18 protein-coding genes are annotated in these 22712 nt (G+C 73.0%); 10 read left to right on the top strand and 8 right to left on the bottom strand.

Annotation, left to right across the window (positions count from 1 at the left end):
* Nucleotides 1-225: 225 nt before the first annotated feature.
* The 5 genes from K2F47_RS29750 (at nucleotide 226) to K2F47_RS29730 (ending at nucleotide 4185) form a co-directional block, all read left to right on the top strand.
* On the top strand, nucleotides 226-546 hold the full coding sequence (locus tag K2F47_RS29750; RefSeq protein WP_272497676.1) for a WXG100 family type VII secretion target: 321 nt from the start codon (nucleotides 226-228) through the stop codon (nucleotides 544-546).
* A 43-nt stretch (nucleotides 547-589) separates the two neighbouring features.
* Entirely contained in the window at nucleotides 590-877 is a 288-nt protein-coding gene (locus K2F47_RS29745; RefSeq protein WP_156214012.1) for a WXG100 family type VII secretion target, read from the top strand.
* A 158-nt stretch (nucleotides 878-1035) separates the two neighbouring features.
* Nucleotides 1036-1407 carry a DUF2563 family protein gene (locus tag K2F47_RS29740; RefSeq protein ID WP_242909071.1) on the top strand — a complete coding sequence of 124 codons (372 nt, stop codon included), beginning with the start codon at nucleotides 1036-1038 and terminating at the stop codon, nucleotides 1405-1407.
* A gap of 35 nt (nucleotides 1408-1442) precedes the next feature.
* Nucleotides 1443-2702 carry a hypothetical protein gene (locus tag K2F47_RS29735; protein WP_242909069.1) on the top strand — a complete coding sequence of 420 codons (1260 nt, stop codon included), beginning with the start codon at nucleotides 1443-1445 and terminating at the stop codon, nucleotides 2700-2702.
* Between the two features lie 118 nt (nucleotides 2703-2820).
* Nucleotides 2821-4185, top strand: a complete 1365-nt coding sequence (locus tag K2F47_RS29730) for a S8 family serine peptidase (protein WP_242909067.1) — start codon at nucleotides 2821-2823, stop codon at nucleotides 4183-4185.
* A gap of 66 nt (nucleotides 4186-4251) precedes the next feature.
* Here K2F47_RS29730 and K2F47_RS29725 read toward each other — a convergent pair whose 3' ends face one another.
* Nucleotides 4252-4998: a hypothetical protein gene (locus K2F47_RS29725; RefSeq protein ID WP_242909731.1), complete on the bottom strand. Its 747-nt coding sequence runs from the start codon at nucleotides 4996-4998 to the stop codon at nucleotides 4252-4254.
* Nucleotides 4999-5348: 350 nt separating this feature from the next.
* Between K2F47_RS29725 and K2F47_RS40975 the strand changes: the two genes are divergently transcribed.
* Nucleotides 5349-7079 (top strand): CpaE/TadZ family protein, encoded by a 1731-nt coding sequence (locus tag K2F47_RS40975; RefSeq protein WP_308198481.1) that lies wholly within the window; start codon nucleotides 5349-5351, stop codon nucleotides 7077-7079.
* The gene (locus K2F47_RS29715; protein ID WP_242909065.1) at nucleotides 7079-7549 is read left to right on the top strand and encodes a hypothetical protein; all 471 of its coding nucleotides are present in this window, start codon (nucleotides 7079-7081) and stop codon (nucleotides 7547-7549) included. Before K2F47_RS40975 ends, K2F47_RS29715 begins: the two co-directional genes overlap by 1 nt.
* Before the next feature lie 23 nt (nucleotides 7550-7572).
* On the opposite strand, the gene K2F47_RS29710 is transcribed toward K2F47_RS29715, so the two are convergent.
* Both K2F47_RS29710 and K2F47_RS29705 read right to left on the bottom strand, forming a co-directional pair.
* A complete protein-coding gene (locus tag K2F47_RS29710) occupies nucleotides 7573-8988 on the bottom strand; it encodes a DUF1266 domain-containing protein (RefSeq protein ID WP_242909063.1) in 1416 nt (471 codons plus the stop codon).
* Between the two features lie 55 nt (nucleotides 8989-9043).
* Nucleotides 9044-9985 carry a DUF6177 family protein gene (locus K2F47_RS29705; protein WP_242909061.1) on the bottom strand — a complete coding sequence of 314 codons (942 nt, stop codon included), beginning with the start codon at nucleotides 9983-9985 and terminating at the stop codon, nucleotides 9044-9046.
* A 113-nt stretch (nucleotides 9986-10098) separates the two neighbouring features.
* Here K2F47_RS29705 and K2F47_RS29700 point away from each other — a divergent pair, with 113 nt between their 5' ends.
* Both K2F47_RS29700 and K2F47_RS29695 read left to right on the top strand, forming a co-directional pair.
* Nucleotides 10099-11571 (top strand): LCP family protein, encoded by a 1473-nt coding sequence (locus tag K2F47_RS29700; protein WP_242909059.1) that lies wholly within the window; start codon nucleotides 10099-10101, stop codon nucleotides 11569-11571.
* 197 nt (nucleotides 11572-11768) lie between these two features.
* The gene (locus K2F47_RS29695) at nucleotides 11769-12704 is read left to right on the top strand and encodes a glycosyltransferase (protein WP_242909057.1); all 936 of its coding nucleotides are present in this window, start codon (nucleotides 11769-11771) and stop codon (nucleotides 12702-12704) included.
* On the opposite strand, the gene K2F47_RS29690 is transcribed toward K2F47_RS29695, so the two are convergent.
* Both K2F47_RS29690 and K2F47_RS29685 read right to left on the bottom strand, forming a co-directional pair.
* The gene (locus tag K2F47_RS29690) at nucleotides 12701-15955 is read right to left on the bottom strand and encodes a sialidase family protein (RefSeq protein ID WP_242909055.1); all 3255 of its coding nucleotides are present in this window, start codon (nucleotides 15953-15955) and stop codon (nucleotides 12701-12703) included. The two genes, K2F47_RS29695 and K2F47_RS29690, sit on opposite strands and share 4 nt — an antisense overlap.
* A 170-nt stretch (nucleotides 15956-16125) precedes the next feature.
* The gene (locus K2F47_RS29685; protein WP_242909053.1) at nucleotides 16126-17631 is read right to left on the bottom strand and encodes a sulfatase family protein; all 1506 of its coding nucleotides are present in this window, start codon (nucleotides 17629-17631) and stop codon (nucleotides 16126-16128) included.
* 122 nt (nucleotides 17632-17753) lie between these two features.
* On the opposite strand from K2F47_RS29685, the gene K2F47_RS29680 reads away from it, so the two are divergent.
* Entirely contained in the window at nucleotides 17754-19226 is a 1473-nt protein-coding gene (locus K2F47_RS29680) for a family 43 glycosylhydrolase (protein ID WP_242909052.1), read from the top strand.
* Here K2F47_RS29680 and K2F47_RS29675 read toward each other — a convergent pair.
* Genes K2F47_RS29675 through K2F47_RS29665 form a run of 3 tightly spaced genes read right to left on the bottom strand, consistent with a single transcriptional unit; the run spans nucleotide 19208 to nucleotide 22625 of the window.
* Nucleotides 19208-20161 (bottom strand): glycosyltransferase, encoded by a 954-nt coding sequence (locus K2F47_RS29675; RefSeq protein ID WP_242909051.1) that lies wholly within the window; start codon nucleotides 20159-20161, stop codon nucleotides 19208-19210. The two genes, K2F47_RS29680 and K2F47_RS29675, sit on opposite strands and share 19 nt — an antisense overlap.
* Nucleotides 20158-21378: a hypothetical protein gene (locus K2F47_RS41550; RefSeq protein ID WP_242909050.1), complete on the bottom strand. Its 1221-nt coding sequence runs from the start codon at nucleotides 21376-21378 to the stop codon at nucleotides 20158-20160. Before K2F47_RS41550 ends, K2F47_RS29675 begins: the two co-directional genes overlap by 4 nt.
* A complete protein-coding gene (locus K2F47_RS29665) occupies nucleotides 21375-22625 on the bottom strand; it encodes a hypothetical protein (protein ID WP_242909048.1) in 1251 nt (416 codons plus the stop codon). The genes K2F47_RS41550 and K2F47_RS29665 overlap by 4 nt, the downstream gene beginning before the upstream one ends.
* Nucleotides 22626-22712 lie beyond the last annotated feature (87 nt).

The raw sequence follows: 22712 nt of genomic DNA, 5'->3' as shown, positions 1-22712 counted from the left end.
CCACCACCGAACCGTAAAGGGGGCCAATGCGTCTAAACATCATGTGAAGTGGATGGACAGCATCGAGTAAAGCACCTAAAGTAATGATCACTCTGCGGTGCAACCCCCCGCCATCATCGGCCACAGGGTCCTTTGCGCTGCCGAAACGGGGGCTTACGGCGTTGGCCCGGCGTCTATGCCCACTTCACGATCGCGGGTCACGGTACGAATCACTGGAGGTGACTCATGGGGCAGCAGTCGGCAGTCGACAGAGCATCCATGAAGCAGGCCGCGGATGACATCGACGCGTCCGCGAACATCATCAAGGGGCTGCAGTCGCAGCTCGAGGGCCACAAGCAGCAGGTCCGCTCGGCCTGGGAGGGCAACGCCTCCATGGCCTTCGAGACGGTGTTCAACCGGTTCAACGAGGACTTCGGCAAGGTGCTGCGGGCCCTGGAGGGCATGCACCAGAGCCTCGTCCAGACCAAGATCACCTACGAGTCCAAGGAAGAGATGTCCGAGCAGGCCGTGAACAAGGTTCAGGCCCTGCTCAACGGCTCTACCTGAGCAATCCTCGCTTCAAGGTGACGACGGCTGGAAAAGGAGAATCATGAGCTACACGAGGGCCAATTTCGGTGGCCTGACCGAGGGCGAGGCGCAGTTCAGCCAGGCCGCGCGCGCCCTGATGGACGAGCTGAACGACCTGGAGGGCAAGCTCCGGACGAAGCTCAACCAGTGGGAGGGCTCCGCCCAGGAGGCCTACTGGGTCTTCCAGAAGCAGTGGGACGGCGCCGCCAAGGACATGCAGAACGTCGTCGCGCAGCTCGGTCTCGCGATCCGCGACGCGCACGACAACTACCAGCAGGCCGAGCGCTCCAACTCCGGGATCTGGGGCTGACCGCAGGTTCAACCCCCGTCCGCTGGACGCAGCAGTGAGGTGGCCCTGGCCGTACGAACGGCCGGGGCCCACTTCGCCCGTACCGAACCCAGGTTTGTTCCGTCTTGTCTCCCAGACAGCCGCTCAGGGGGCAAGAGGCTGACAGGAGGTAAGCACAGATGGCACCCCCGGAACCGAAGAGCCTGCCGCGCGCGGGCGGCAAAGAAATCGGCATTCACCACGACACCGTCAAGGACATCGCGGACAAACTCGAGAAGGACCTCCGGGACCTCAAGAACAAGCGTTTCGACAACCAGCTCGAGGACGATTCGCCGACCGAGGCCGCACTCGGCGACTACAAGGCGGGCCACAGCCTGTACAACACCGTCTCGGCCGCGCAGACGCAGATCGGTAACACCTACACCCAGTTCATCACCGCGTACGAGGGCGTGATCGCGGCGCTCCGGGCCTCGGAGAAGACCCACCGCAACGCCGACGACAAATCCAAGCAGGGCGTGCAGAACGCCGCCACTCCGCACAACATCGCGTGACGGTATTACGCACTCGGCGAGGAGGGTGAGCACAGGTGACAAAAGCAACGCAGAAGATCAAGCAAGAGGGCTTCCAGACCGACGGTGAGGGCACTGGTTTCTGGTCGGCGCTCAAGTTCTGGGAAGACCAGTTCGACAAGGTCAAGAAGATCGTCGACAGCATGAACCCCGGCCAGTCGCGTACCGGTGGTACCACCTACACCAACCTGTCGACGCGGATGAACGAGTCTCACGACCTCATCCTCAAGCAGGCGTACCGGCTGGTCGAGGCCTGGGGCGGTGACGACGCCGACAAGGCCATGGAGCAGCTGAACAAGGCCTACCGGCAGGCTCAGGAGATCCAGACCAAGGCCGCCACCACGGGCAGTGCGCTGAAGGCACATGCCGAGCAGCAGGCCAGGTGGCAGGCGCAGTTCGGCTCCGGCAGTGCGAACGAGAGCTGGGTCAGGGACGTCGTGAAATGGGGTGAGCGGGCCATGGTGGTCAACCCCGCCACGGCCCCGGGCGCCATCGCCACCCTGATCGGCAACAACTTCGGCGCCAAAGAGGTGATGAATTCCATCAACCAGGGAACTCAGAGCACCTACAACAACTTCCCGGCGGATATCCGCCAGGACATGCCCGAAACCAACAACATTCGTGACCCAGATCTGCCGCCCGGCCCGGACAACCCCGGTGGCGGCCCCAAGTCGCCCAAGATGCCGGGTGGCGGTCCGGGCGGCGGTCCCGGCGGCGGCGACATTCCCAAGGGCCCCGGTGGCGGTCCCGAACTGCCCAAGCCTCCGGACAACCCCAACGGTCCCGGTGGCCCCGGCGGCGGCCCGGGCGGCGGTCCGCACCTGCCGGGCGGTCCCGGCGGCGGTCCCGGCGGTGGCCCCGGTGGCGGTCCGCACCTGCCGGGTGGCCCCGGTGGCGGTCCCGGCGGCCCGGGTACCGACCTGGCGAGCATGCCGGGTGGCGGCGGCCCGGGAACCGGGCTGAGCGGTGGCCCCGGCGGCGCCCCTGACCTGGGCGGCGGCGGTCTGGGGGGCGGCCCGGGCGCTGGTCCCGGCGGTCTGGGCGGCGGCCTCGGCGGCGGTCCCGGTGGGGGCCCTGGCGGCGGCCTCGGTGGCCCCGGCGGCATGCTCGGCGCCAACGGACTCGGCAAGGGCGGCATGTCCGGCATGGGAATGCCCATGGGAGCCGGCGGCCATGGCGGCGGCGACGGCGAGGAGCGCGAGCGCAGCACGTGGCTTACCGAGGACGAGGATGTCTGGGGCGGCAATGATGACACCGCACCACCCGTGATCGGCTGACTTAGACCACTGTGGTGGCGAACGTGACCGCGTAGGCAGGTCAGGTTTATCCTGACCTGCCTACGCGCTTGTTAGCTAGTGATCTTGTAGACCTGATTGCTGTAGATGAGGAGTGCTAATGCTGCAGCGTGGTCGAAAACTTGTCTGCATGGCTACTGCACTACTTGTCTTCGCGGTGGTGGGCCTGCCCGGAACGGCTGCGGCGGACCTCAAGCCGAGGCAGGGAGAATGGTGGTTCTCTGCCTGGGGTGTGGACGATCTTATGTGGCCCATCTCCAAGGGAAAGGGCGTCACCATCGGTCTCGTCGACTCCGGGGTCGAGGCGGACCTGCCGGATTTGCGGGGCGTCGTGCTGCCTGGCCTGGACGCTGAGAACTGGGGTAGCGACGGCCGACGTGACCTGGCCAAGACCTCCAAGATGGGCCATGGGACGGCGATGGCCTCCCTGATCGCTGGGCAGGGGCGCGGAACAGGGATGGTCGGTGTAGCGCCCGAAGCCAAGGTGCTCCCCGTCTTGGCGCAGAGTGTGCCTGCTTATGTCAAAGGCATCCGGTATGTGGTCGACCATGGTGCCATTGTGGTCAACCTGTCACAGGCGGCGCCAGGCCCCTGTTCGCCCGATCTGCAACAAGCCGTCTCCTACGCATTGGAGAAGGACGCGGTCGTTGTTGCTGGTGCAGGCAATGAGGGGGCTGGCGCAAATCCAAGCAACGCGCCTGCCAACTGCAAGGGCGTCCTCGCGGTGGGTGCGGTCGACGCGAAGTTGGTCCCCTGGGAGAAGACCGAGCGTCAGGACTATGTGACGGTCGCGGCCCCGGGTGCTCACACGGTCGCGCTGGGCCGTGACGGGAAGATCTGGGGTGGCAGCGGGACGAGTGACGCCGCTGCCTTGACCTCGGGGGCGATCGCCCTGGTGCGCGCCAAATTCCCCGAGATGAAGAACCGGGAGGTGGTGCGGCAGCTCATCGCCTCCGCGAAGGATGTCTCCGACCCGGGCCGGGACAACCGCACGGGTTTCGGAGTTGTTCGGCCCTACCGGCTGCTCGCTCAGAAGGTGCCGCAGAGCTCGGCCAATCCCGTCTTCGAGGACTATGACCGGTGGGCCAAGCGACACAAGCCCACAGCGCAGCCGAAGGCCGATTCGGACTCCGGCGACGACGGGATGAGCACCGGCACCAAGTTGGGCTATGCGGGCATCGCCGTCTTCTGGCTCGTGGTGCTCGGGATCGTGCTCATCATCGTCCAGCGTAAGAAGAGGAAGGGTGGCCCGCCGCCCGGCCCGCCTCCATTCGGTCCTGGACCCGGGCCCGGGGTGCCTCCGGGGTTCGGTCAGCCCCAGCAGCCGATGCCGCCGATGCAGCCCTCCGGCGGGCGGCCCGACTTCCAGCCGCCGGTGCAGCCGGGTCCGCCCGGTGGGCAGCAGTACCGGCCGCCGGTCCCGCCGCGTCCGCCGCAGCAGGACGGCGGGCCGCCGCCGCGCTGACGCGGGCCGGCCGAGCGTGCCGTTCGGGCATGGGCGGGTCGCTGCCCATGCCCGTAGGGCGACGCGTCAGTTGCTCCAGAGGAGCGTGTTGGTGATCTCCACACCGAGTTCTCCGGCGGTGGCGAACACCGAGCCGGTGCGGCCCCCGGTCGCGCCGCCGTGCGTCCAGTAGGACTGGGCGTAGATCACGTTCGACCCGCGGGTCCAGGTCCGGGTCCAGTACGCCGGGTTGGCGCGGGGCTGCGGGAGCCCGCTGGCGTCGGACGGGGTGAGCAGCTTCGGCCAGCCCTGGGCGTCGGTCGCGTTGCCGATGCGGCTCGCCGCCGACGGGCTGGAGAACTTGGCGATCGAGATCGACGTGATGATCGTTCGGGACGGGTTGGCGTAGACCGCCGAGTACATGCTTCCGACGCACGGGTCGGTGCGCAGCCTCGACAGCAGCTTCGTGTTGGCGCGGGTGATGCACGACTCGGTTCTGGTTCCGGCCCGGGTGAAGGTGTTGCCCTTCGCCGTTCGGACGGTCGCCGAGAGCAGGCTCGTGGGGTCGGAGCCGCCGCCGATGGACGTCGACGGGCTCGGCTCGATCGACGTCCCGGTGGAGGGGGGCGTGTACGGCGTGTAGGTCGACCGCGAGGACGGGAACGTGATGGCGGGCGGGTCGTCATCGTCGTCGCCGCTCAGCAGGACGAAGGCGCCGACCCCGATGAGGACCAGCAGGACCATCCCGCCGACGATGAGCAGCGGGACCGCCGCGCCGCCACCGCCACGGCGCGGCGGTGGTGGGAAGCCGCCCGGCATGGGCGGTCCGGGCATGGGCGGTCCGGGCATCGGCGGTCCGGGCATCGGCCCGCCGACGGGGGCCCGCGGTGGCGCGGGCGGTGGTGCGGCGGGTGCGGCAGGAGGCGGGTATCCCGGCTGGCCAGGCGGCTGACCGGGCCATTCAGGGGGGTTCATAAGAGCTCCGGGCTGTTCGCGTGCGGGGTGCCGATTGAGATCCGGCCAGACTAGCGGGCGGCCCGTGTTGATTTCATCGGGTATGACACGTCTGCGCCGGTCGGGCCGTTATGGACCGCCGTTCTGGCTTCCGGAATCGTTCTGCCGACCCATCGGCGGTGCACGGGGTGACCGGTGTCTCGTAGGCTTTAAAGGAAGAGGGGAGGCAGGTGTCCGACTCGAGTTGGCAGCAGGCCGTCCTGCGAGAGATCGGCGTTCCGCAGCGGGGATTCCAGGTGCTGGAGGAGGCGCCCGCCCCGTCCCAGGGGGCCTGGGGAGCCGAGGCGCCACCGCGTCCCGCCCCTGGGCAGCCGCCCGCCGCACCGTCCGTCGCGCCGCCGGTCGTGGAGGCCGTCCCGCACGCCCCCGAGGAGGAGGCGGCGGCTCCCGCGCAACCCCTGCCGTCGCCGCCGCAACCGCCTTCGCACGGCGTCGCCGAGCCCTCGCTTCCGGCACCGCCGCCTCCGCCGACTCCGGCCCCCTCGATTCCGCCGCCCCCGACCCCGCCGCCCGCGCCACCGATGGTGCCGGTTGCGCCGGCGGCCGCGGAGGTCGAGGAGGAGATTCCGGCCCCGCCGGCGCCCGTGTTCCCGTCGCCGCACGGTGACGGCCCGGAGCTGCCGCCGCCCCCCGCGCCGCCCGCGCCGCTGCCGATCCCCGAGCCGCCGTCCATCGAGCAACCGGCGGCCGAGCCATGGCAACCCGCCGAGCCGCCGCGACCCGTGGAGCCGTGGCAACCGGCGGAGTCGCCACCGGCCGAGCCGTGGCAACCGGCCGAGCCGCAGCCGCCTGAGCAGCAGCAACCCGCCGAGCCGCTCATGCATCCCGACTTCGACTGGGCGGCGGCCGTCAGTCCGATGCCCGGCGTCTCCTCGACCGAGGCGCCGGACGCGCGGGACGGGGCCGCGCCGACCGCCGGTCACGCGCCGCCGGTCCCGCCGCGTCCCGCCCAACCCGTCCAGCCCCAGCCGCCGGGCCCCGGCCCGCAGCAGCCGCCGTCCCAGATCCCGGCGTCGGACCTCGTCCGCAGGAACCAGCACGGCGACCCCCTCGGACGGCGGGTGCGGCAGAACGTCCGCCGGGTGGTCGGAGGAGGCAGCGGCGCCGAGCGGGAGATGGCGGCGTTCGCCGAGCTGATGCGGCATTCGGTGCCGGGCGCCCGGCAGATCGCGGTCGCGAGTGTGCGGGGCGGCGCCGGCAAGACGACCATGGCGGCGCTGGTGGCCACGGAGCTGGCCCGGCACCGCGCCGACCGGGTGCTGGCCGCCGACGCCGACGCCGAGCTGGGCTCGCTGCCGCTGCGCCTCGGCGTCCGCTCGCAGCTGTCGCTGTTCGACCTGGCCGGGCAGAATCCGCGCACGTTCGAGGAGGCCGCGCAGTTCCTGTCGCGGACGCCCGACGGGCTGTTCGTGCTGTCCTCGACCCGGGACGGGCGGATCGCGGGCGAGTTCACGCTGGAGACGTTCCAGAGCGCGCTCAACGCGGTCGGCCGGTACGTGGCCGCGACGGTCGTGGACTGCGGCGCTGGCATCCTCACCGAGTTGAACCGCGGCGTGATCGCCGGTTCGCACGGTCTCGTGCTCGTGACGCCGGGCACGGTGGACGGGGCGCTGAGCGCGCGCGGCGCGCTGGAGTGGTTCGCGGGCAACAACCAGCAGGGGCTGCTGCCGCGCACCGTCATCGCGATGGTCTCGCACGCCCCGCAGGTCGGCGCCGACCTGGAGCGGGCGCACCAGATGCTCACCGCGTGGGGGCTGCCCGTCGTGTCCGTCCCGTATGATCGGCACCTCGCGACCGGCGGCTCGCTGGACATGTCCAAGATCTCCGCCGCCGCGCGGGCGGCTGTGATCCGGGTCGTGCACGAGGTCTTCTCGCGTTCACTCTCCGCTGGGATGTCCTGATGAGCAGTGACCTGGTCGCGCTGGTGCGGCGGCGGCCCGACGTGCACGCCGTCGCCGACGGCATGATCGCGATGGGCGAGCCGCTGGAGCTGCGCGGCGGCGAGCCGGAGCCGACCCGGCTGTACGACACCGGCGGCCGGCTGCTCGTCTCGATCGAGAGCGCGGTACAGGTCACGGTGCAGGGCGAGGTCGGGCGGCTGCTGGGCGCGGAGTTCGCCGCCCGGGTCGCGGTGCCGGTCTGGTGGGTGGACGTCCGCGCCGTCGCCGACCTCCCGGAGGCGACGCGGGTGGCCCGCAGGTTCGCCGACGCGCTCGTCCACTGGCTCGGCGGGACGGTGTATCCGGACGGGACGATCGAGCCCCCGGCCCTCAGCTGGAAGGCGAGCGACCACGAGGCCCCGACGGCGGGCGGCGGGCCGGGCGAGACCTCCGCGGGCGCCGCCTTCCACGACGGCGTCATCGGCGGCTGACTCCGCGCGGCCTCGCGGTGGGGTCAGGGCCAGTCGCGGGTCAGGTCTTGGGTCCAGGGGACCTGGTTCCAGGGGCTTTCGGCGTCGGTAGCGAGGTGGGCGACGAGGCGGTCGTACTCCTGCTGGGCGCTGCCGCCGCCGCCCGACCACAGCAGCCGGCCCTGGAGGTAGCAGGTGGCCATGTCCTGCCAGGACGTGTAGCGGCGCTGGATGTCGAGGGCGAGCGGGAGCATGCGCTCCCAGCAGTACTCCTCGGTGAGCCAGCCGACCATGTGGCCCCAGCGGTAGAGCATCAGCGCGCGGCCGTAGTCCCAGATCAGGAAGCGGCCGACGTTGGCGCGCAGCGCCGGGTCCTCCAGGGTCTTCAGGCGGTGCAGCTCCTCGGCGGCGTGGTCGCGGTCGTTGAAGAGGCGGTGCAGGAACTGGGCGAGGCCGGCGCCCTCCTCGCTGGCGTCGGCGCCCGGCTCGTCCCGCAGCAGGGGCGGGACGAGGCGCGCGTAGGCGGCGCCCTCCGGGCCGTAGCGGACGCGGACCAGTTCGATCAGCCGTTCCACGAACGGGGGCTCCAGCGCGTCGCGGGCGATGAGGTCGTCCACCTCGCGGAGCAGGGTCGTGTAGGCGTCGCGTTCGGCGGGGGCGCGGGCGGCGAGGTCGGCGTCCTGGGTGAAGTCGGCGCGGTGGCCGTCCTGGACGAGCCAGTTGACGGCGCCGAGGAGTTGCTCCAGGTCGTAGGCGCCCCAGGGGTCGCGGAGGAGTTCCAGGGCGGTGCGGCGGTCGGCGGCCGCGGCGGGGTCGCCGGGGGCGGTGCCGAGCCGGTCGAGGCGGAAGCCGTTGATCGCGCCGTAGGGGGCGGACGCGCCGATGATCCAGCGCTGCACGGGGGTGAGGTCGTCCGCGGCGGTGAGGGCGGGGCCGGAGATCAGCTTCCAGAGCCGGTCGTGGAACTCGGCGGCCTTGCGGCGCTCGCTCTCGAAGAACCCGGCGAGCTGCGTGCGCAGGGCCGGGTGCCGGACGAACAGGCGCCGGAAGAAGCGGCCGTTCTTCCACACGAGGTGCTCGGGGCGCAGCTCCCCGAACGGGACGCGGGTGTGGCGGTGCACCAGCTCGCGTTCGGCGAACCGGAGTTCCGTCACGGGCCACAGCCGCGTGAGCGGGGTGAAGCGCACCACGAGCACGTAGCCGGCGACGAGCGCGAGCAGCGCCGCGCCGGGGGCGAGGGGCCAGCGCGCCGCGTCCTGCATGCCGGTGAGGGACAGGACGGCGCCCGCCAGCAGCAGCCCGATCCCGCCGATGCCGCAGGTCGCGACCCAGGCGGTGGCGAGTTGGAGCGAGACCTCGACCCGCAGGACGGCCGCCTCGCCGTCGATCTCCAGCGACGCCTCGGCGAGGGTCCCCTCGACGGCCCGCTCCAACGCGTCGAGCCGGGGGGCCTGTTCCATGGGCAGGACCGTACCCCATCGTCCGAACGGAGTGATCACCCGCGGGCGCGGAGCGTCAGCCCGACTGGAGGTGGCGCATGAGGTGGCCGTGACGCTGCCAGCCGTCGGGGGAGCGGCCGTCGCCGAGCGGGAACAGCGTCATGGGGGTGCGCGCCGGGCCGACCTGCTGCCCGGGGATGTCGGCGGGGCCGGTGACGGTGCCGGTGACGGCGAGCGCGACCGGGGCGGGAGCGCCCGTCCAGCGGGGCTCGGTGGTGAGGTCGGCGCGGCCCGGGGTGAGCTGGACGAGCAGCGATGACAGCGGCTGGTCGGCGGCCAGCGCACCGACCAGCGAGGGCAGGTGCCGCAGCGGCGGGGGGTCGGTGGGCGCGTAGCCGACGGTGACCGTGGTGACCTCGGCGACGCCGCCGCCCTCGGTCGTGCTGAAGTCGCACATCGCCAGCGCGGGACGCGGGCCGTCGCCGATGACCAGCAGCCGGGCGGTCGAGCGGCCGCGCGCGTACTCCGTGAGCCGGTCGCCGCGCCAGGGGTGCTCCAGCGGTTCGGTGGGGCCGAGCCCGGCGGGCGGCTTGCCGGTGAGCAGTTGCAGGAGCCGCTCGACCGGGCCGGCGAGGTCGCCCTCGGCGCCGTGCCCGATCCGGTAGAGGAGCGTGAGCTGCGAGCCGATCGCCGCGGTCGGACGGGTCGTGAACCCGGGCGCGTAGTCGCGCGCCTCCGGGACGGGGACGAACGTCGCGCCGTCCCATTTCAGTGGCCGTCCGGTGAGGCCCTCGTAGTAGCCGTCGCCGTGCCGGACGACCCATTGCAGGTCGGCCCCGGCGGCGGCGGTGCGCAGCGGCAGCGACAGCCGCGAGTCGAGGGGGGTGACGAGTTGCAGCGTGCGGCCGCTTTCGGCGCAGTCGGTGACGGCCCTGGCCAGCCAGCCGCTGAGCGGTACGACCGGCCGGTCCTGGAGGACGACCATGGCCTGGTCGGTCAGCGCGTCTACGGTGCTCATCGTCGGGGGAGTCTAGTGGTCGGCGGCGGTGATCCGAGGTCGAGATGACCTTGCCCGGATGACTTTGCCGTGACTCGGGTGGCTCTTGTCCATTGTGTGCTGGAATGTTACGGATGCAGCGAGCCGCCGTGCCGACCCCCGTGTACTTCACGGACGCCGCCCCCAGGCCGCCGGAGCCGCCGGCGCGGGGGCGGCTGTGGCGCGTGCTCGGCTGGGTGTCGATCGCCATGTCGGCGGTGCTGGTCGTGAGCAGCCTCACCGCGTACGGGTTCTGGCGGCGGCTGGACGGCCAGATCGACCGCGAGCACGTGGACGACAAGCTCGGCGCGAACCGTCCGGCCAAGCTCAACAACTCGATGAACATCCTGATGATCGGGTCCGACAGCCGCGCGGGCGAGAACGCGCGCTACGGCCAGGAGGTCGGGCAGCGCTCGGACACCACGATCCTCCTGCACATCTCGCCCGGCGGGGAGCAGGCGCTCGGCATCAGCTTCCCGCGCGACTCGATGGTGAACCTCCCGTCCTGCCGCAGGACCGGGGGCGGGACGTCGCCGCCGCAGCTCGCGATGATCAACGCGGCGTTCTCCACCGGCGGCCCGGCCTGCACGTGGCGGACGATCGAGTCGCTCACCCGCATCCACATCGACCACTTCGTCGAGGTGGACTTCGCCGGGTTCAAGCGGGTCGTGGACGCGCTCGACGGCGTCGAGATCTGCGTGCCGCGCCGCATCGACGACCCGAAGGCCGAACTGCACCTGCGGGCCGGGCGGCAGACCGTGCACGGCGACCAGGCGCTCGGCTACGTCCGCACCCGGTACGTGCTCGGCGACGGCTCCGATCTCGACCGGATCAAACGGCAGCAGGCGTTCATGGCCTCGGTCGTGAAGAAGGCCACCGACAAGGGCATGCTCACCGATCCCGGACGGACGTTCTCGTTCCTGTCCGCCGCGACCAAGTCCATCAAGGCGGACGACCGGCTCACGCTGTCGGTGATGCAGAAGCTGGCGGGCAGCCTGCGCGGGATGAGCGCGGGCAAGGTGCGCTTCGTGACCGTCCCGGTGCAGCCGTATCCGCAGGACAAGAACCGCGTCCAGTTCAATGCGGCGCTCGCCGAGCCGCTGTTCAGGTCGATCCGCGAGGACAACGCGCCGCCCGCCGAGCCCGCGCCGCCCGCGCCCGTCCCCGCGCAGCAGCCGGGCGGTACCCCGGCGAACCCGCCGGTGCCGCCTGTCCCGCCCGCGCAGGTCAGGGTCGCCATCTACAACGCGACGCGGGTGAAGGGCCTCGGCCAGCGGACCGCCGACCAGCTCACCGGGCGCGGCTTCCGGGTCGTCAAGGTCGGCACGCGCGAGGCGTCGGCCACCGCCCGCACGCAGATCCTCTACGGCGCCGGGGCCGAGCGGCAGGCGGCGCGGCTCGCGATCGCGCTGCCGGGGCATCCGCCGCGCGCGTGGCCGGCCGGCAAGCCGGGCTACGTCTACCTGGTCATCGGTACGGACGGCGCGGTACTGTCCGGGGCGAAGCGACCGATGCCCCAGGTCCCGGGGGAGATCAGGGCCGACCGGAACATTTGCGAACGGACGTAATGGCAGCGTGACGCGGCACCCGGGTTTCGCGGACGTGGAGAACCGGTCAACCAGGACGTAGTGACCACCGCATCCCGGTATCTTGGCGGCGCAACAGCCGAAAAACATCACATCTAGGACCGCCCACCAGGACCAGCCCCCCCGCCACGGGCTCTGCCGGGCGATGCGCCCCAGCCGGAACAGACCGATAGGGACCGATGCAGCCCGAGCCCTTCACCCTGTTGATGACCGTCTACGGCGGTGATCGGGCGGACTACGTCCGGGACGCGTTCCGCAGCGCCGTCCACCACCAGACGCTGCGTCCCGACCAGGTCGTGCTGGTGCAGGACGGGCCCATCTCGCCGGAGCTGGCCGACTGCCTGCGGGGGCTCATCCTGGACAGCCCGTCCGAGGTGACGTTCGTCCCGCTGGCGCACAACCGCGGCCTCGGCCCCGCGCTCGACGCGGGCCTGAACGCCGCCTGGTACGACATCGTCGCCCGCATGGACGCCGACGACGTCGCGATGCCGCACCGCTTCCAGGAGCAGGTGCCGCTGGTGCGGGCGGGCGCCGACCTGGTCGGCGCGGGACTGCTGGAGTTCGGCTCCGACACCTCCGACATCGTCGGCCGCCGCATCCCGCCGAGCGACCCCACCGACATCGCGCGGTACTCGCGGCTGCACGACCCGTTCAACCATCCGACGGTCGTGTACCGGCGCAGCGCCGTGATGGCCGTCGGCGGCTACGGCGACCTGCCGCTGATGGAGGACTACTGGCTGTTCGCGCGGATGATCGCGCAGGGCGCGCGGGTGGTGAACCTCGCCGAGCCGCTCGTCTACTACCGGGTCGGGGACGGCGCGTACGCGCGCCGCGGCGGCCGCGACCTGCTGCGCTCGGAGCTGCGGTTGCAGCGCGCGATGCGCGTCGAGGGCTTCATCACGCGGCCGCAGTACTGGCGCAACGTCATCGTGCGGGGCGGGTACCGGCTCGTCCCGACGCTGGTCAGGCGCCCGTTCTACCGCATGCTCGTGGCCCCCTACGGCGCGCGCCGCAACCGCTCCCGCGCCTCCGCCGCGCCGGACTACGTGCCGAGGCACGCGCGGCCGTCCGAGGCGGAGCCCGAGACGGCTCCGCCCCAGCATCCGGCCGGTTAGGGGACGGGACGGCTCCACAGCACCGGCTGGTCGGCGTTCCCGTCGGTGCTGCGCCCGACGCCCAGTAGCGAGTTCTTGAACGCGGCGAGCCCGGTGACCTGCTGGTCCCCGGCGCCGCCGAGGCCGGTGCCGCCGGGCGTCGCGCTCTTCCAGGACGAGCCGTCGGGGGACGTCCACGAGACCACGTCGGCCGCGCCGTCCTTGAGCACGGTGCCGGTCCCGGCGAAGCCCTTCGGGGTCGCGGCCAGCGAGGTCACGATGGTCTCCTGCGTCCCGCCGCCCGGCACCGGCAGCGGGCGCCACGTCCGGCCCGCGTCGGGCGAGACGTAGCCCAGCCACACGAGGCCCTGCGGGGTCGCGCCGATCCCCGCGGCGACCAGGGTGTTCCCGCGCGCGGCGACGTGCGTCAGGTGGCCCTCGGTGATGCCGCCGGGCAGTTGCAGGTTCTGGAGCGACCAGCGCTTGCCGTCGCGCGACGTCCACACCGAGGGGTGGTTGCCCTTGGCGTCGCGGCCGCCGCCGACGGCCGCGAATCCGGCCGAATCGGCGGAGGCGACGTCCAGCATCCAGTGGCTGCCGTTCTTGTCGCCCTCCAGTGCGTTCGCGCTGCCGCTCGTCCCGCGCTCCCAGCTCTTGAGGTCGCTGGACGACCAGGTCACGGCCGAGAACCCCTCGGTGCCGACGACCACGTACCCGCCGGGCCCGGCTGCGGCGGCGGAGGTGACCGGGATGCCGTTCCGGGTGGCCCGGAACGCGGCGGCGTTGTCGGCGGCCTGCCACGTCGAGCCGTCCGCCGAGGTCACCACCAGCGCGCGGCGCGGGGACGCCTGGTCGTAGCCGACCGCGAGCCAGCCCGCCTTCCCGCCCGCGACGTCGATGAGCTGCTGCGGCCCCGGCCGGGTGAACGCGGCGCCGAGCCCCTGCGCGGGCTTCCAGGCGCCGCCGTCCGTGGACGTCCACACGGCGGCGTCGCCGGACGCGCTGCCCACCGCGACCGCGAGGTCGCCGTTCGCCCCCACCGAGCGGACCGTGTGGTCGGGACGGATCGCGCCCGGCACCTTCGCCAGGTCCACCGGGACGGCCGTGCCCGCCGCGTCCCACACGCCGAGCATCGGGTCCATGTCGCCGCCGCCGGGCTCGCGGCCGACGACGACCGTCTGCTCCCCGGCGAGCGCGCCGCCCTTGATCTCCCGCTGCGGCCTGGTCTCGACGGTGCCCGCGTCCTTCCACGCGGCGCCGTTCGCGCTGCGCGCCAGCAGCACGTCGCGGCCGCGCACGACGACCGCCGCGAAGCCCTGCTCGTCACCGAGCACCTGGCTCGTGTGCTCGTATCCGCCGGTGGTGAGGTTCCCGGCCTTGCGCCACTGCGAGCCGTCCTTGGACGCGAACGCCTGCCCGTACGCCCTGCCGCCCGCCCTGATCTCGCGCACCGCGAGGAACCCGGCCTCGCCGCCGCCGATGATCAGACCGCGGCTGCCCTTGGGCACCGGGACGTCCGAGGTCGACCAGGTGCGGCCGCCGTCGTCGGACCGCCACACCTTCCGGTAGGACGGCTTCCTGCGGCCGGGCGTGACCAGCCCCTCCAGCAGGATCACCTTGCCGCTCGCGGCGGCCTCGACCAGCGAGAACGTGCCCCGGTCGACCTGCACGCCGATCTGGTCGCCGGTGCGGGCCTCCCAGCGGCGCCCGTCGGCCGACAGCCACACGGCGGGCGCGGCGTCGCTGAAGTCGCCCTTCTGCGAGTGGTCGCCGATCGCCAGGTACCCGCCGCCGGACGCGACGATCCGCCGGACCCGGTCGTTCGCGCCGAACACGCTGCCGACCGCGTCGGGTTCGCGCCGCCATTCCCGGCCGTTCTCGCTCGTCCACACGACGCCGGTGCCGCCGGTGCGGGTGCCGACCGCGACCCAGCCGCCCGACGACCCGCCGACCGCCTGGGGCGTCTCGCCCGGACGCGGCGCGCCGCCGTCCGGGCCCTGCTGCGCGGCGGGCTTGAACGTGCGCCCGCCGTCCGTGGACACCAGGAACAGGCCGCGCGAGGCCAGCACGTCGCTCTCGCCGCCGACCGCGACGACCACCTGGCCCACGGCGGCGACGCCGTTCAGCTCCTGGTCGCGGCCGTCGGTGCGGGCGCCGCCCTCCACCGGGAACAGCGACGCGGCGAGCCGGGCGCTCTCCTTGCCGCCGCCGTCCTCGTCGTCACCGCCCAGGCCGTTCACGACGAAGAAGCCGCCGGCGGCCAGCACCGCCGCGACCGCGACGCCCGCGACCCCGATGAGAAGCGGCTTCTTGTTGCGCTTGCGCTTGGGCTTGCCCGGCTCCGCCGTCCGCCACGGCTCGTCGATCGCGGGCGGGGGCGGGAGCGGCGCGGGCTGCGCGCTCGCGTAGGCGGGCTGCTGCGGGGGCTGCTGCTGGCGGCCCGGGATCTCCTGCGCGTAGGGGAACGGATCGGCGCCGCCCCCGAGGGGCGGCAGCGGACGCGCACCTCCGCTGGGGATCTCCTGGGCGTATGGGAAGGGCTCGGCGGCCGGAGGCCTGGACGACGGGCTGGGCGCCCCCGGGATCTCCTGCGCGTAGGGGAAAGGCTCGGCGGCCGGGGGACTGGACGACGGGCTGGGCGCTCCCGGGATTTCCTGCGCGTACGGGAAGGGCTCCGGGGCGGGAGCGGGAGCGGGCGCGCCGGGGATCTCCTGCGCGTACGGGAACGGCGGAGGCGCGGACGGTGCCGGCGGCGCGGCGGGACGCGGCGGCGCGGGCGGCTGGGCGGGCGGACGCACGGGCGTGTCGATGTGCGTCACGTCGGGATCGACCCGCGTGTGGTCGTTCTGCGGGGAGTCGTCCGGCGCGTAGGGGAACGGCGGCGGGAACGGGATGTCGGTCGAGGTCAGCGAGGCCGGGTCGGGCTCCGCTTCAGGCTCGGGCTCATCGTCCGCCGGTGCTTCCTGCTGCTCGGCCGGCTCTTCATCCGGCGGGGGCTTCTTCTCGAAGACCTGCGTCTTGTAGGCGCCCGCGAGGTCGCCGACGATCGTCTTCTCGTTGTCGGACTCGCCCTCGGGCTCGTCGGCCGGTTCGGGTTCGGCGACGGTCTCCTCGGCGGGCGCCGGTGCCGGGGGAGGCTCGGGCAGCAGGTCCGCGCCCCCCGGCTGCGGGCCGTCCGAGAGCCACTGGGGCGGCGGCGGGGCGCCGAAGGCCGGGGGCCCGTCGTGGCCGTTCTCGTCGTCCGGCGTGTCCGGAGCCTTGGGTGGGGTCACGCCCGTCTCCCCCAGTCGGTCGGTCGGGTCGGTCGGCCAGTTCGGTCGATCAGGTCGGGTCGATCAGTTCGATCAGGTCGGGTCGGTCAATTCATGACGTCCGCGGACCAATGTGTCGCCAGCGATGATAGCGATCGGTCCGCGTACCCCCGCTCCGCCCCGTGCGGCGCCTACCGTGTGCGCCCGGCGGACACGCAGCCCGCCCCGGCGCAGTGCGTCAGCGCGTAGAGCAGCGCGGACAGCTGCCGCTGCCGGTCGGGCGGGAGCCGTCCTCCCAGGTTGTCGAGCTGGTGGGGGTCGCGGGTCGTGTCGTAGTACTCGCGTTCGCCGTTCTGGTACTCGACGTAGAGGGCGTCCGGGAGGCGCAGCGCGTTGTAGGTGGGCGGCGCACCGGGCGAGGAGTCCTGCCGGTCGGGGTCCTGCGGCGACGGCGGCGGCTTGACGTGCTCGACCAGCGCGGCGTTCCGCCAGTCCGGCGGCTGCGCGCCGCGCAGGAACGGGACGAGCGAGCGCCCGTCGGTGGCGGGCGGGACGGCGGCGCCCGCGAGTTCCAGGAACGTCGGCGCCAGGTCGGTGTTCTGGACGATCGCCCCCGTGCGCCCGCCCGCCTTGACGCCCGGCCCGACCACGACGTACGGGACGCGGATGTCGGTGTCGAACGCCGTCATCTTGCCGCCCGCGAGCCGGTGCTCGCCCATGTGGAAGCCGTTGTCGGAGCCGAACACCAGGTAGGTGTCCTTGTCGAGGCCCTTGGCGGCGAGCGCCTGCCGCAGCCGCGCGATCATCCCGTCCACCGCCTGGACCATGCGGGCGCGGTCGCGGAACCCGCGCTCGATGCCCTGGAGCCCCGGCCTGCGCAGGATCGGATGCGAGCGCAGCCAGGACGGTTTGTCGCTGACGTCGGCCTCGTTGAACGCGGGCGTGCGCGGCGCGCGGACGCCCGGGAGCACGCCCGCGTGCCGGGGCGCAGGGACGAACGGCCCGTGCGGCGCGAACGTCGCGACCTCCATGAAGAACGGCTTGCCGGTGGCGCCCGCCCGCTGGACGAAGTCGAGCGCCTTCCCCGCCAGCACGTCGGTCAGGTAGTCCTGCGGCGCCTGCCCGTGGTGGACGAGCCGTCCGTTCTCGTTCAGGTTGTAGTTGTACTCGGGGTAGCCGTTGCCCGTGACGTACCACTCGGACCACCCGGGCGGGACGTACGGCGCGGGCCCGCCCTGCCGGTCGCCGGGCTGGTAGCCGTTGAGGTACTTGCCGAGGAACGCCGTCCGGTACCCGGCCTGCTGGAGGCCCGCGCCGAACGACGCCTGCTCGCCGCCGTGCGCCTTGAAGACGCGGTAGCCGCCGTCCGGCGGGAAGTTGGTGCGCACGCCCGTGTTGTGCGGGAACCTGCCGGTCAGGATCGTGGACCGGGACGTGCAGCACAGCGAGTCCGCGACGAAGAAGTTGTCGAAGGTGAGGCCGCGCGCCTGCATGTCGCGCACCTGCGGCATGTGCGCGATGAGGTTCCACGAGAGGTCGTCGGTGAGCACGAAGACGATGTTCGGCTTGCGCGGCGGGGCCGCCCTCGGGCCGTCCTTCTTGCCCTTGCCGTCCGAGCACCCGACCAGCGCCAGCGCCAGGACCAGGGAGAACAGGATCGCCGGCGTGGGTCTCGGGAGCCGCCGTCGTTGGATCAACCCGCCGCTCCGTCCCCCTGTCGATGATCAAGCACCGTTGGCAGCGTAACGACTCGATGGGTGTTTCGCTGGGTGCGTGCCGGTTCGCGGAGGCCGCCGGGTTGTTGGCATCATGCGGGGGGATGAACAGATGGGCCGGGGATCCGCGACTGCGTGGGCCGCTGACGCCGCTGATCGCCGGAGCCGCCATCAGCGCGGTCGTGGCGCTGGTCGTCGCGGTCGCGAACGCGTGCGTGCCCGGATCGGGGAAGCCGGAGGCGCGGCCGAGCAGGCCAGGGCCCGCCGCGTCGGGGGCGCCCGCGCCGAGCCCCGCCGGAACGCCCGGGCCGATCACCCCGCCCGGGTACGCGCCCGACAAGCCCGTGCTGAACCAGCCGTTCGCCGACCCGTCCGTGATCAAGGTGGCGGGCACGTACTTCGCGTACGGGACCAACAACGGCGAGGCGGCGATGCCCGTCGCCACCGCGCCCTCGCCCACCGGCCCCTGGACGCGGACGCCCGGCGACGGCCTCGCCCGGCTCCCGGCCTGGGCCACCACCGGACGGACGTGGGCCCCGGAGGTCGTCCCGCCGCGCCCCGGCTCACCGTCGGTCTACACGCTCTATTTCTCCGCGCGCCGCAAGGACCACGACATCCAGTGCATCGGGGTCGCGACCGCGTCGTCGCCCGCCGGGCCGTTCGTCCCGGTGGACGGGGACCCGCTGGTGTGCCCGCAGCAGCTGGGCGGCGCCATCGACCCCGCGTCCCACATCGAGCCCGACGGGACCCGCTACCTGCTCTACAAGAGCGACGCCCGGGAGAGCTCGGCGATCTTCCTGGTCCGGCTGAGCCCGGACGGCCTCGGCATCGCCGCCGCGCCGGTCAAGCTCATCGGGCGCGAGTCCGAGCCCGTCCTGGTGGAGGCGCCCGACCTGGTCAGGCGGGGCGGGAAGTACGTGCTGCTGTACTCCTCCGGCTGGTACTTCCGGTCGAACTACCAGACGCGGTACGCGACCGCGCCGTCGATCGAGGGCCCCTACACCAAGGCCCCGGCGCCGCTCCAGTCGACCGAGGCGTACGGGCGGAAGGTCGACGGGCCGGGCAGCGCGGACGTCCTCAGCGACGACACCGGCGACTACCTGGTCTTCCACGGCATCATCGGCTACCACGGCGGCTCGACCGTGAACCGCGGCATGTACGTGGCGCCGCTCGGCTGGGACGGGGCGCGGCCCGTCGTGCGCGGCGTCCCCGTCCGGTACGAGGCCGAGGCGGGACGGCTGAACGGCTGCGTCTCCGCGCTCGACCGCCCGGGCGCCTCGGGCCGCAAGGCGGTCGGCCCGTTCGACCGGGACGGCTGCCGCGTGGAGGTCCCGGTGTTCGCGCCCACCGCCGGGCGCTACACCGTCCGGACGCAGTACGCGAACCGGTCGGGCCACGACACCGACCTGGAGCTGTCGGCGAACGGGACGGCGGGCGCCCAGGTGCGGCTGCGCGTGACCAAGGGCGCCGACTGGACCTCGGTCGCGGCCGACGTCGAGCTGGGCGCCGGATGGAACACGCTCGGGCTGCGCCGCCTGAACGGCCAGGGCCAGGTCGACTACCTCGAAGTCCGGTAGGAAGAGGGCGGTTCCACGCCCACGTCGCGCAGCAGCGCCTCGGTCGGCCGCGGACGCGAGAACACCCCCGCGCGGACGCCGCGCGCCAGCGCGCGCCGCAGCACGGCCCGGTCGTCGGACGCGGCGAACGTGCGCGCCCACCGACGCACCGTGGACCCCGCGTACAGGACGCGTTCGGGCGGCGCGAGCCCGCGGCTGCCGGTGAACAGCCAGATCTTGTTGCGGACCTCGTAGAAGAACCGGTCGCCGGGGTCGGTCTCGGTGCCGCCGAACGCCCTGGTCTTGTGGACGACGACGCTGTCCGGGCAGAGCAGCCCGCGCCGCCCGCGCAGCAGCCGGGTCGTGAACTCGAAGTCGTCGTTCCACAGGAAGTAGTCGGCGACGGGCAGTCCGCGTTCGCGCACGGCCGCCGCGTCCACCAGCACCGACACGAACGACGCGGAGCGGATCGGCACGCAGCCCGCCGCCCGCGCCGCCTCCGTCTCGGCGGCCGATGCGCAGGGCTTGGCGCGCGGGGTGTTCATCGGGTGGTCGCGCCCGTCGGTCCACACGACGCGGCTGGCGACGAGCACCGGAGGCTCGGCGGCGCGGTCGCGCGCGTCCAGCAGCGCGCGGAGGGCACCGGGCTCCGGCACGGTGTCGTCGTCCAGCAGCCATAGGACATCGGCCTCGCCGGACAGGGCCAGCGCCATCCCGGCGCCGAAGCCGCCCGCGCCGCCGACGTTGCGCGGCAGTTCCCGCAGCTCGACGCCGGGGAAGCGGTCGCGGACCATGGCGGCGGTCCCGTCCCGCGAGGCGTTGTCGACCACGACGATCCGGTCGGGCGGACGGGTCTGGGCGCCGAGCGCGGTCAGCGCCTCGTCCAGCAGCTCGCGCCGGTCGAACGTGACCACGACCGCCGCGACGACCGGCGCCCGGCTCGGCGCCGCGCTCACGAGCTGCGCCGTCCGGTGGCGCGGCGGGCCGCGCGCTGCAACGCGGGCGACGGCGTCGCGGCGGCCTCCAGCAGCCGTTCGAGGTTCTGCCTGACCTCGGCCATCTCGCCGTGCAGGTGCGCCAGCCCGATCCGCTCGTGCGCGCGGGCCAGTTCCTCCAGCAGGTGCGCGACAACGCCGACGGACGCGGCCGCGATCAGGTCCTCCGGGACGTCGCCGGGCAGCAGCGCCGCCTCCACGGGCGTCCGCGCGGTCGTGAGGTCGTCGAGGTCGCCCGCCACGTCGTAGCCGGACGCGCGCAGCGACGCCGCGATCTCCCGCGTCCGCTCGGCGGCCCATGCCCGGTGCCGCTCGGGCAGGCCCATGGGGACGCGGCCCGTCTCTCCGGCGGCTTCGGCCAGGCCGTGCCCCACCAGGTGGTCGCGGACCATCCGCTCGTAGTCGCCGCCCAGCGCGGGCGCGATCCGCACGTTCAGCCGCCGCAGCAGCTCGGCCTCGACCGCCGACAGCGGCTCGCCCGCGTCGATGCCCTCGATGTCGCAGGCTCCGGCGTCGATGCCGGTCAGCGCGCAGAACCGCGCCCACAGCGGCGCCGGGGACCCGCCGGGCGGCGGCAGCGTGAGCACGTGGACGCGCTCCCTCGGCACGGCCGTCGCCCACGTCCGCAGCACGCGCACCGGGTCGTGCAGCCCCCAGAACATCTCCCCGTACGGCTCGGGCGCGTCGATCCCGAGCTCGACCAGGTCGTCGACGAACCGCTCGAACGCGATCGAGTGGGTGTGCCGGACCTGCTCCTGCCAGTCGAGGATGAACTGCCAGCCGAGGTCGCGGGTGGCGAACACGACGTGCACCTCGGCGGGCTCCAGGTCCGCGACCGCGCGCCCGACCTGCTCCTTGGACGCGCCGCCGAGGAGTCCCTGGGAGAACACGACGGTCTCGCCGTCCCACTCGCGGGCGCGCCGGGCGACGCGGTCCCACGTCCCGTCCCAGGACGGGTCGCGGTGCCCTCCCCAGCTCATCTCGCGCAGGTCCATGACCGCCGCGAAGTCCTCCTGCGGGCCGGCGACCGGGTAGCAGACCCCGGCGTCGCCGAGCCGCCGCCGGTTCGCCCACAGCGCCCGCTGGAGGAACGCGTCCCCGGCGGTGGGCGCGCCGACGTGCAGCCACACCTTCTTCCCCGGACGTCCCGGACGATGCTCGCCCACGCGCTCCCTCACCTCCTGTCCTGGATGCGGCGGTAGGCGCCCCTGACCCGCCGCACGGCCGGGTACCGCTCGGACGCCTGCCGCACCGCCCGGTGGACCAGCGGCACCGTGTCATCGAGCAGCTGCCCGGTGCGGTCTCTCAACTCGACCGCCTCGCCGCGCATCAAGTCAATCTGATCGCGAACCGGAGGCGCCGACCCGGCCTGCCGTTCCCGCTCAAGCACGCGCAGCAGCAGCGCCGCGACCGCGTCCACACCGACGTCGGCCAGGTCGGCCGGGGGAGGCTCGGTCAACTCCACCCCCACGGCACCCTCCGCCGGGACGAGCTCGTACAGGTCGCCGACCACGTGGTATCTGGCCGCGCGCAGCCCCTCGGCCGTCTCGATGGCCCGCTCGGTCGCCCACCGCAGATCGTCGGCGGGCAGCCCGATCCGCACCGGCGCCGGACGGGCGGTCAGCACGTCCTGCGCGAGATAGTGCTTGATCGCGTCGTTGTAGACGGGCCAGCCGAGGCCCTCGTCCAGCGCGCCGTTGAGGAGCCGGAGGAATTCGGTCTCGGCCAGCCCCAGCGACGGGTTCGCGAACGACACCGACAGGTCGTACTCGTCCGGGACGAGCCCGACCGCCGCGCAGAACCGCTGCCAGAGCAGGTCGCGGGGCGCGCCGGGGCGGGGGAGCGTGACGACGTGCACCCGGTCCGGCGGAAGCGAGGCGCCCCACCGCGCCAGCACCGCGACCGGGTCCTGGAGCCCCCAGAACAGCCGCGCGCTGTCGATCTCCCGCCAGTTCCGGTGCCGCAGCGACGCGACGAAGTCGGGGAAGGAGGTCGTGAACCGGTTCTTGACGTCCTCCTGCCAGTGCGCCGGGATCTGCCGCGCGAGGTCGCGCGCCGTGAACACCACATGGACGTCGAGGAAGTCGAGATCGCCGAGCGCCCGCGCGATCTCCTCCGGGGTGGCGGGCGCGAACAGCTCCTGCGAGAGGATCACGTCGCCGGGCCAGTCGCGGGCCTCCTCCACGAGGCCGCGCCACGTCCCCTGGACGGACGGATCCGACCCTCCGCCGAAGAACGTCCCGCGCAGGTCGAACGCCGCGCGGACGTGCGAGGCCGAGTCGACGCCCGGATACAGGAACCCGTTCCCGCGCAGCCGCTCCCGGTTGTGCCACAGGATGTTCTGGAGGTAGGTCGTGCCGCTCTTGGCCGCCCCGACATGCAGGTAGAGCGCGGAACGCGACGCTCCGGAAGGGGGTGGGGCCACCGCGATCCTCGGGTTCTTGCCGGTACCGATCGAACCCCGGGTATCTTAGCCGCATTCCCTACCAATAGACCGGTGCGTCGCGTTCGT

Source organism: Actinomadura terrae (genome assembly GCF_022751215.1).
Classification (GTDB): domain Bacteria; phylum Actinomycetota; class Actinomycetes; order Streptosporangiales; family Streptosporangiaceae; genus Spirillospora; species Spirillospora terrae.
This window is presented reverse-complemented; position numbering and strand designations above follow the sequence as displayed.